The sequence below is a fragment of the Porphyromonas sp. genome, assembly GCF_030529325.1.
Taxonomy (GTDB): Bacteria; Bacteroidota; Bacteroidia; order Bacteroidales; family Porphyromonadaceae; genus Porphyromonas_A.
On record NZ_JAUMXC010000062.1, the window covers coordinates 1 to 9,910 of the forward strand.

At 44.7% G+C, this 9,910-nt stretch carries 14 protein-coding genes; all 14 read right to left on the minus strand.

What is annotated here, in order from left to right:
- Window positions 1-257: 257 nt before the first annotated feature.
- The 14 genes from gap to Q4A14_RS08210 all read right to left on the minus strand — a co-directional run bounded on the left by gap (window position 258) and on the right by Q4A14_RS08210 (window position 9,702).
- Window positions 258-1,265, minus strand: coding sequence for a type I glyceraldehyde-3-phosphate dehydrogenase (gene gap, locus Q4A14_RS08145; RefSeq protein WP_303171316.1), 1,008 nt, complete (start codon window positions 1,263-1,265; stop codon window positions 258-260).
- Between the two features lie 154 nt (window positions 1,266-1,419).
- A complete protein-coding gene (locus tag Q4A14_RS08150; protein ID WP_303171317.1) occupies window positions 1,420-1,824 on the minus strand; it encodes a hypothetical protein in 405 nt (134 codons plus the stop codon).
- Window positions 1,817-2,275, minus strand: a complete 459-nt coding sequence (locus Q4A14_RS08155; protein ID WP_303171319.1) for a phage holin family protein — start codon at window positions 2,273-2,275, stop codon at window positions 1,817-1,819. Before Q4A14_RS08155 ends, Q4A14_RS08150 begins: the two co-directional genes overlap by 8 nt.
- 200 nt (window positions 2,276-2,475) lie before the next feature.
- A complete protein-coding gene (locus Q4A14_RS08160; RefSeq protein WP_303171321.1) occupies window positions 2,476-2,832 on the minus strand; it encodes a YtxH domain-containing protein in 357 nt (118 codons plus the stop codon).
- 332 nt (window positions 2,833-3,164) lie between these two features.
- On the minus strand, window positions 3,165-3,899 hold the full coding sequence (locus tag Q4A14_RS08165; RefSeq protein WP_303171323.1) for a TatD family hydrolase: 735 nt from the start codon (window positions 3,897-3,899) through the stop codon (window positions 3,165-3,167).
- On the minus strand, window positions 3,896-4,120 hold the full coding sequence (gene yidD, locus Q4A14_RS08170) for a membrane protein insertion efficiency factor YidD (protein ID WP_303171324.1): 225 nt from the start codon (window positions 4,118-4,120) through the stop codon (window positions 3,896-3,898). Before yidD ends, Q4A14_RS08165 begins: the two co-directional genes overlap by 4 nt.
- Window positions 4,117-4,530, minus strand: a complete 414-nt coding sequence (locus Q4A14_RS08175) for a ribonuclease P protein component (RefSeq protein WP_303171325.1) — start codon at window positions 4,528-4,530, stop codon at window positions 4,117-4,119. The genes yidD and Q4A14_RS08175 overlap by 4 nt, the downstream gene beginning before the upstream one ends.
- Before the next feature lie 65 nt (window positions 4,531-4,595).
- Complete coding sequence (locus Q4A14_RS08180) at window positions 4,596-5,348, minus strand: uroporphyrinogen-III synthase (RefSeq protein WP_303171326.1); 753 nt, start codon at window positions 5,346-5,348, stop codon at window positions 4,596-4,598.
- Between the two features lie 71 nt (window positions 5,349-5,419).
- Complete coding sequence (locus Q4A14_RS08185; protein WP_303171327.1) at window positions 5,420-6,145, minus strand: DUF4271 domain-containing protein; 726 nt, start codon at window positions 6,143-6,145, stop codon at window positions 5,420-5,422.
- The gene (ybeY, locus tag Q4A14_RS08190) at window positions 6,145-6,588 is read right to left on the minus strand and encodes an rRNA maturation RNase YbeY (protein WP_303171329.1); all 444 of its coding nucleotides are present in this window, start codon (window positions 6,586-6,588) and stop codon (window positions 6,145-6,147) included. The genes Q4A14_RS08185 and ybeY overlap by 1 nt, the downstream gene beginning before the upstream one ends.
- 304 nt (window positions 6,589-6,892) lie before the next feature.
- On the minus strand, window positions 6,893-7,336 hold the full coding sequence (locus Q4A14_RS08195) for a hypothetical protein (protein ID WP_303171331.1): 444 nt from the start codon (window positions 7,334-7,336) through the stop codon (window positions 6,893-6,895).
- A gap of 57 nt (window positions 7,337-7,393) precedes the next feature.
- Window positions 7,394-7,837, minus strand: a complete 444-nt coding sequence (locus Q4A14_RS08200) for a hypothetical protein (protein WP_303171332.1) — start codon at window positions 7,835-7,837, stop codon at window positions 7,394-7,396.
- 57 nt (window positions 7,838-7,894) lie between these two features.
- Entirely contained in the window at window positions 7,895-8,356 is a 462-nt protein-coding gene (locus Q4A14_RS08205) for a hypothetical protein (RefSeq protein WP_303171334.1), read from the minus strand.
- On the minus strand, window positions 8,350-9,702 hold the full coding sequence (locus tag Q4A14_RS08210) for a hypothetical protein (RefSeq protein ID WP_303171336.1): 1,353 nt from the start codon (window positions 9,700-9,702) through the stop codon (window positions 8,350-8,352). The genes Q4A14_RS08205 and Q4A14_RS08210 overlap by 7 nt, the downstream gene beginning before the upstream one ends.
- Between the last annotated feature and the right edge of the window lie 208 nt (window positions 9,703-9,910).

Genomic DNA, 9,910 nt, shown 5'->3' on the forward strand with positions numbered 1-9,910 from the left:
ATGCCCCAGGGGAAAAAGGGAGAACTAACCTTACACACTTTTTCGGACACTACCAGTTAGACAACTTAATTCATCAAGTTAGACACCTTGATTTAGAGAGTCCCTTACCTTTTTCCGGACTCTCGTTCAGGAAACCGGAAAAAGTCAATCTCCTTTGGCGACACAAGACTTCAAACATGACATAAGAAAGGGGCTGCACCAAGATTGATTTTGGTGCAGCCCCTTATTCTTATTATATATTATTTATCGAGATCAGATTATCCGTTCACCTTAGCCATGTGAGCGATAAGGTCGAGGACCTTGTTAGAGTAACCGATTTCGTTGTCATACCAAGATACGACCTTCACAAATGTGTCTGTCATAGCGATACCTGCAGTAGCATCAAAGATAGATGTGCGAGTATCACCGAGGAAGTCTGAAGATACGACAGCTTCGTCAGTATAGCCAAGGATACCCTTAAGTTCGCCTTCAGAAGCTTCTTTCATGAGACGGCAGATCTCTTCGTACTTCGCAGGCTTTTCGAGGTTGACAGTGAGGTCTACCACAGAGACATCAAGCGTAGGTACACGCATAGACATACCTGTGAGCTTGCCGTTGAGTGCAGGTATCACCCTGCCCACAGCCTTTGCAGCACCTGTAGATGATGGGATGATGTTGCCTGTAGCAGCACGACCACCTCTCCAGTCCTTGAGAGAAGGACCATCGACAGTCTTCTGTGTAGCAGTCACGGAGTGAACGGTAGTCATAAGACCATTGACAAGACCGAAGTTATCGTGAAGGACCTTTGCGATAGGCGCAAGACAGTTGGTAGTACAAGATGCGTTAGACACGATCTGAGTACCCTTGACATAGTCGCTGTGGTTCACACCGATAACAAACATAGGTGTGCTGTCCTGTGAAGGAGCAGACATGACGACATACTTAGCACCGGCTGCGATGTGAGCTTGAGACTTCTCTTGAGTGAGGAAAAGACCTGTAGACTCTACGATGTACTCAGCACCTGCTTCGTCCCACTTGAGGTTTGCAGGATCCTTCTCAGCTGTCACACGGATCTTCTTACCATTTACAATAAGAGTAGAGTCGCCTTCGTAGCTGACAGTACCGTCAAACTTACCGTGCATAGTGTCGTACTTGAGCAGATAAGCCAAGTATTCGACCGGTGCAAGGTCGTTAATAGCAACTACTTCCAAGTCGTTGCGTTTCTGAGCCGCACGGAAAACGAAGCGACCGATTCTACCAAAACCGTTGATACCTACTTTAGTCATAGTTTTATGAGTTCTTTTTATTAGGTTGAATAAGTTATTGCATTACAACAAAGTCGCCAAAAGTACATAATACCCTTGACGTCGTACAAATGTACGAATAATAATATTGTCCTACCACTTTATCATCAAAGAAAAAGGGCCGTCGGACATCGCTCTATGATACCAGTCTGAAAAGCCTCTTGAGGATAAACCTCAATATACCTCCGGTACGGCGAAGGCTGAAGCTGAGCAACCTGTGTCTGGTTATGCCGAAGATAAGGGGAAGGAGACCACCTTTGAGGGTACCCCAGATCCAAGAGCTACTTTCACCCGAAGTAGCACGGGAAGAGTATCTATCTTTGCGGGTACTGTCTGAAGGCAAAAAACGACTCAACACCTTTGCCACAAAGGGACTGGTCTCTCCCACGGCATCTACCACTTCCCGACCGACGACATTGACGACATTGGACTTGGCATACTCCATGTTGTCGATGAGACGTTCACGACTGCGTTGAGCCCTCAACTCGAGGTTGGCCTTACGCATCTGCAACCTCACCTCCGGTTTGATATAGTTATTCATACCTATGATCCTCTTGAGTGTGAATATTTCTGTGCCTATGTGGAGGCTCTATGGCAAGGGTATCCTCATTAATGACTTCGGGAGTCTTATCAAGGATCCCACCGATGATCTTGTTGTACTGCGAGTTGACTATCTTGTTGCGCAACAACATCATCAGGATGGATATCAACAGCAATATGGCTCCCACACATAAAAAGCCCAGTGATGCAGATGTGAGCACAGAGGCATCCCCCTGCAAAAACACCGTCGCCAAAGCAAGAGCTCCGGCAGTGAGGAGCATACCGATGACAAATAACAGAAGAACCACGAGGAGCACGCTGTACGCGACATTGAGCCCCATCGGCACTCCCTTCTCATAGGCCATAAGTTTGTACAACTCTATCTTACTCTCTATGAGATTGTTGATATCCTCTTTTGTCTCCGCAATAAGTGTGTGTATAGACTTTTGCATATTCAAAATATAATATCGTAATAACATATGGAGCCTCTCGGCACCTCTTTACCTCTATACGGCAACGAGCCTGCCTGCTCGGCGTAGCCCCACCAAGACAACTCTCTCCATAAGAAGGCGACCGATCGTCCACCCACAGAGACAGCCACTCTCAGGCCTACTCTCGGCACACAGACTCGTTGATGTGGAGTCAGTACGGGTCAGAACTTCTTCTCGATCTCGTCGTACTTCTCTTCGATCTTATCTGCGAGTTCCTCGCACTTCTCCTCACTGCGGCGAGCGAGACGAGCAGCGCGTTCCTTCACATCTTCATAGAAGCCTTCTGCCTCACCTCTCATATCCGCCATATATCTTGCAAGATCTCTCTTTGCCTTACGACCACGGATACGAGTTTCATAGTATGCATCTTTGATATTTTCTCTCACCTTATCGGTAGCGTCATTGACACCATCGATGAGGCGTCCTCTGCGTTCGTCATCAGATAGGTATGCGATAGCTGCACCGATCGCTGTACCAATAGCTATACCAAGGAGCAGTTTTACTTTGTCATTTCTCATAATCATTCCTTTCTTTTGTATTATCACTTATTTGCTGCGCCGACTATAAGGCGACATACATATATTACAAATGTACGTTTTTTATTCCGGATTTGCTAATCTGATGCAAGTTTGAGATAAGAAAAAGACAAATATAAGAAAGTCATCCCCATTCGTCATCGACAAGAATGAACGGAATCGCGTGTCCTTCTACTCCCAAAGCAGAGGATATAGAGGTAGCCTATTCGAGGCATTACTCTTCCTGAACGAAATAAGAATCCGAGGACACCGGTCGGAAAGAACCTGGGACGAACGAAATCGAGGAGAAAAGAGGGGATATTGGAGCAATCCGCTTATAGAACGCTATCCCCACGTAAAAACTGCTGAAAATCAAGGCAAAGTCGATGCCTCAGAGCATCAAGAGGCATATCCATCAACCGTGATGCATGGGCATAAACACTCTCAATCGGAGTGACACTGTCGTCTGTCTCAAGAAAAAAAGAAGTCGCTTTCACTTTCTTCAACACCTCAGGAGGAGTGTGTTCGGAGGGAGACAGACTGACTCCGATCCCGGCACGTATGAGTTGTTCAAGTAGCTCAGGCTTACCTCTGAAGCCATGTACATACCATCGGACAGCACTATCTTGAGGCACTCGAGCCTTGAGACTCAAAAGCCTGTGGAGCCCCCCGACAGTATGCAGAATAATAGGCAGGTGCAGTTCTCTTGCCAGATCATACTGAAACTTCATGAGAGCATCTTGATCTTCCCAGGAGAGCGGACTCCTCCTATCCCAACCACATTCCCCGATGCCACAGCACTTCGCTCCAAGTTGGGCAATCACAGTGAGCATCTCTTGCTTCAAGGTCGCAGAGTCTTTACCCAGACGCTTCATGACGTCCGACACATCATCCTGCATCGGATGTATCCCGACAGTCACATACCCTTCGGTCGGCAGAGGCTGCTCGACACCATACATCACGGAGCGCACTGCGATGACATCCTCACGACTGTGATACATCTCACACTGCTGTTTATGGGTATGAAAGTCTACGAAAGGGGCAAGTCTACCGGACAATTGATCGCTCATGGCACAGGATCATAACCACTGCCACCCCAAGGATGACAACGCAATAGACGCCGTACAGCGAGGTAAAGCCCTTTTATAGGACCATGCTTGCGAAGTGCTTGTATGGCGTACGCCGAGCATGTGGGCGAAAACCTGCAAGAAGGAGGTTTGAGAGGAGATAAAAACCTCTGATAAAAGCGTATCGGCAGGATCAGAAGTTTGATGAGGAACTGACGTATCATGATTCTGCTTCGCTGAGGAGTGAAACAATCTTACCAAGAGCATAACGCACAGAGCGCAAGACCTTGTCACCGGGCATCAATTCGTTAGCCAGATAGAGAAAACCTATACTTACCTGCAAGCCTTGTTCCTGAGTCGCAGCTACGATTTCGGACTTATTGGTACGATAGGATTCGCGGACATGCCGCTTCATGGTATTGCGATCGACAGCGTGCTTCAACCGTTTTTTGGGGATACTGACAAGTATCTTTACAGCACTGCCGTCGGATGACTCTTGTGCCTTTTCGGTATGGATGACCACACGAAATGGAAAGGCAGAGAAGCTCTGACGCGAGGCAAAGAGCGCCTCTACCTCACGATTGAGATAAAGGCGCTCTATTTTGCTTAATCCATTTGGTCTGATCTTTCCCATAAATCTTTGAACGAGCAGAGTCTGCGATCAAAGCCGGGACTCTCTGCACCGAAATGAGATGATATTTACTTCTTTGTGACAAGCAGGCTCTCTATCGCCGCTGCCATCGATGGGAACATCGGCGAGGGAGCAGCTACCGCTGACTTCAAGCCCTTTGCTTCGACAGTTTTGGCTGTGCCATCACCGAAGCATCCGATGAGCTGATCTCCCTGACTATAGTCGGGGACATTCTCTATGAGAGAGTCGATACCGTTGGGACTGAAGAATACGAGCATATCGTATGACTCGATCTCCTCCTTCGTAAAGGTCTGATTGACCTTTCGGTACAATACCGATCTCGTATAAGAGATATTTTTGCTATCCATAGCCTGCAGGAGTTCATCTTTGTGACTTTCCTCCGTTGCAGGCACAAAATACTTTTCTTTTGGATGTTTGAGGATGATCTGAGCAAGCTCTCCGGGCTGTCCTTTCTCGGCAAAAAATATCTTACGCTTGCGGTAAACGATGTACTTCTGAAGATAAGTAGCCACGACTTCCGAACCACAAAAGTACTTCATCGTATCCGGCATACTCAAACGCAACTCCCCCACCATTTTAAAGAAGAAATCAACTGCCGTACGTGACGTAAGGACGATAGCAGTGTGATCAAGGATCTCTACCTTCTGATCTCTAAACTCACGAGCTGAGACAGACTCAGTAGTGAAAAAAGGCTTAAAGTCCAGTTCTATCTGATATTTCTCAGCCAGTGTAAAGTACGGAGACTTTGCCACGGTAGGCTTTGGCTGAGACACAAGTATTTTTTGAATCTTTCTCGACATGAAGCATCTGCTTTTTGGGGATTATCAGCTCAAAAAAAAACGAGCCAACAACCTGTCTTACAACTCTATACCTATAAAGTTGCGCCCAAAACCAATAGCAAGGGCGCAATTTCTCGCCCGCAAAGGTACAAAAATAGATGCAATGGATGATGATAAGAGAATTTAAATATTTGAACAATACGTATAAAAAGCACTGTTCTGAATAACAAATAGCCTACCAAAGCCACAGAAATAGCAGCCAAGACACTGCTCTTACTTATCACAAGCAAGACAACCGGGATGAAAAGATAGGTCGACCACAACATCAGGAGGGTCAGATAACTGACTTTCCAGACCTTATTCTCCTCCTTGGCTCCAAATACCGCTCCAATCCACATGTATACGAGGGAAGAAACAGCAAAGAGGGCAATCACAGTACCGAGGATGATTGCGATACGCACCCAATAGGTCTTGACATCGGGCGCAAGCCCTCCTCCCCGATCAGCATACAAGGCCTCTATGAGAAGCGAGAACAAAAATGCCCCTTGCAACAGAAAAAACGTCTGAGTCATCCCGCTGACATTTTCCCCTTTACCCTTGGTATTATCTCCGACCCTCAGTGTAAGTACGGCAAGGATCTTGGCATTCCTCACCCCGGGCGAAAACAACGCAAAGAGGGCAGTCAAAAAGAGAGATATCAGCACAGCAACGACGACCCCCTCACCGTACGCAGGCACAAGGTCGCGAGACATCTCCCCATACCGTTCGGCAAAGGTCGGCCAGATATCAGAAGACATGGATGGTATCTCGAGCCACATCACTTACGCCACATCTCGGATTGATCCGGAGAGAGCATCGCGAGCGCACGATCCTCTGCGAGGCGCATCTTTTCCTCAGCCTCTTCAGTAAGGTCATCCTCTCCACAGAGGTGTAAGACTCCATGAATAATGACCCTGAGGAGCTCGGTCTCAAACCTCTCTCCGTAAGCCTTTGCATTAGACGCCACGGTATCAAGGCTGATGACAATATCTGCAAACAACAGATCATCGACACACTGATCAAATGTAATGATATCTGTATAGTAGTCGTGCCCGAGATACTTATTGTTCATCTCCAATATAGTCTCATCATCGCAAAAGAGATAAGTGATATCCCCGACCGTACACCCATAAGATGCAGCCACATCAGTGATCCAACGACTCACTTCGCGACGTCTGAACTTAGGGATGCTGATATTTTCCGAATAAAATGTAATCGCCATAACCCACCTCCTTTGATTTTAGTCAAAATAAACACTACTACAAATATAGGAAACTTTTCCCTGAGCCCCCTATCTCTGACCGACTAAAGACTTTGACAATCGATTAAAGTTGTAGAAGACTACAAATCCAAGTATGTCTGACTTGGTAAAGTCCAATGTGTAGTGTACTGAAAAGGGTTGTCTAACCGTATAGACTTTCGTCATCAGATTTAGAGACTTTCCGAATCGCCGTTAACGACTGTTTTATCACCCTCGGCATCCCCCGGAAAGGAAGCTCTTCTCACCTCAAAAGAAGCAGAGGCCATTACTCCTCATATCGGACATAAATCCAAGGGCTTTTTGATACATCGCCTGTATCCTCATCAACACTATAGAGTTTCAAAGTGTTAGCTTCGACCTTATAAACATTTTTACTAAACAACTGAAAATGTCCGCTCTTACATCTATATACAGTGACTGTGTCCTTATCTGTATACCATGCGTTAGATACATATCGATCCAACTCCAAAACTATCGAGGCCTTTCTATGATGTCCATCGCTCCGAAAGACTTGAAAATTCACTAATGCATCTTTATCTTCTTTCAGACGCTCCTTATCCTTTTCAAGGATCCAAATACCGAACAAGCGAGGATCTCTCGGTCTTTGACGAATTTCATCCAATTTCTTCTTGCATTTCCCATCAATAGGATCGAAAGAGCACCCTCCGAATACAAAAAGGGCTAATAAAAGCACAATCCAAGATTTCATGACATTATTTGGTGGGCATACAGTTTTAACTATTAACGAAACAGGAAACAGAGAGCATTACTCCTCATATCGGACATAAATCCAAGGGCTTTTTGACACATTGCCTGTCTTTTTATCAACATCATAGAGTTTCAAAGTGTTAGCATCAACCTTATAAACGTCCTTGTGCAAAGCAAAATATCCATATTTACAACCATGGACAAAGAGAGTATCCTTGTCTGTGTACCAGACATCAGATGCAAAACGATACAACACCGAACGACTTAAGGCTAGTTGCGCATAACCATCTTCCCGAAAGAGCTGAAAAGCTATTTCCTTATGAGGATCAGGATCCTTCAAACGCTCTTTGTGTTCTTCAAGGATCCAAACACCGAACAGTAGAGGATCTCTCGGCCTTTGACGAATTTCATCCAACTTCTTCTTGCATTTCCCATCAATAGGATCGAAAGAGCACCCTCCGAATACAAAAAGGGCTAATAAAAGCACAATCCAAGATTTCATGACATTATTTGGTGGGCATACAGTTTTAACTATTAACGAAATAGGAAACAGAGAGCATTACTCCTCATATTGGACATAAACCCAAGCTTTTTTCGACACATCTCCTGTCCTTTTACTAACAGTGTGAAGCGTCAAGGTATCACCATTAACCTTATAAATACTTTTACTAAACAACTGAAAGTTTCCACTCATACACCGGCGCACAAAAACTGTATCCTTCTCTGTGTACCAGGCGTTAGATACTGCTCGTTCCAACTCCAAAATTATAGAGGCTGTCCTATGATGTCCATCGCTCCGAAAAACTTGAAAATCAACTAACGCATCTTTATCTTCTTTCAGACGATCTTTATCACTTTCAAGGATCCAAACCCCGAACAATCGAGGATCTCTCGGCTTCTGACGAAGTTTTTCCAACTTCTTCTTGCATTTCCCATCAATAGGATCGAAAGAACATCCTCCGAGTACAAAAAGGGCTAATAAAAGTACAATCCAAGATTTCATAACATTACCTTTTACCATATAATCCTCACTCTGTCAGAGTAATAAACACCACCTGGGAAAATTGTGGGCTTCCACCAATCCCCGATATTCACCTTTACCCCCTTTTTGGCATACCACCATGCTGCACTACTACAAATGAGTCGCTTAGGGGCTGCATATTTGGCAGTAAGCACTTGAAACCAATTGCAATAATAAGTCCCGATAGATTTGAGGGCTTGACTATAAATCACATCATTGTTAACATCAGTCTGAACACGCTTCCAGCCCCATCTGAATATCCCTCTACTCCAAAACTTATACTTCACATCAAATATCTGACCGACATACACAAAAGGATGAAGGTTTGCCCAATCTTCCATAAAACTCTCATATCTCATATTCTTATCTTTATCAGTCCCAATGGTTATTTGCAATTTTTCAAAGGGATTCTCACCCTCAGACTTAAGCCGAGCGATATCTTCATCTATCTCATTTTTTGTTTTAGAAAAGACCGCCACATGTCCGAAATCCCAAGTTTCAGATCCGGTATAACGTACAATACTCTTATTTCCAAATATTCCATCTCCGGGAAGAGCGATAAGCAGTCGTCCTTTCTCTATCCGCCCCTTTATCCTCCTTAACAAAATCTCAGGATCTATCGAAGGTTGTTTATCAAAAATGACAGCAATCTCCGATGCGGCGAATACCAGCGTCCAAAATACTGCAGTACCTATGATGTTAGGAGCGACAGAACTCATACGGGGAGTAGGAGCCCCATCTGTTTGCGTCATAGCTTCTCGTATTTTCCAATAAGGGTCTTCTTCCTCCGAACTCCGCAGTGTGGCAGAGTGAAAGACATCGTCAAATGCCTTATTTGCCTTTTTCAACTGTGATCTAAAAGCATCCGCAGAGTTTTTATTTCCTAATCTGTGCACCTTTTCAGCCACAAATCGTGCCTCCATTCGAGGCATTTCAGACAAAAAGGATTTTCTAAGCCCGGGCTCAAGGTCAAAGAAGGACATACTCCTTCCATCCGGCGCCTCAAACTTCATGTCAAGTAATTTTTCGATGACGGTATTTATACGATGCTCACCTGCCCCCGAGATATTGTCAGAAATTGGTTTAGACATTTGCTCTCGATAGTCTGCAACAATCTGGGGATGAAGCGCATACCATTCAGCCATAGATGCTATATTTTGGTAATAACGAAGTAGTTCTGAGTCTACATCTCCAACATTTCCAATACCGGAGACATCCTGCCTGATATGAGCATCACTTGAAACCTTATCATCCGGAATAGCTTCAAACAAAGTTTTGGACTGACAAGCTCCATAGCCTACAACCAGAAAAAAAGAAATAAGTAATTTGATTGCGTTTGTCTTCATAGTCTGCTTTAAAAATAAGATTTTAGTAAGAAAAAATGTTAACCAATCACGGCGTTCAATATACAAATAATTTTCCTCAATGCAAATAATCACTAATAAAACCCAATACGAAAGACTCCGAAAAACCGTAAAAAGTGTGGAATACCTCTCTCAAAATCGATATGCTTACCTTGATGAAACGAGATAGACACATCGATTTCCTACCTTA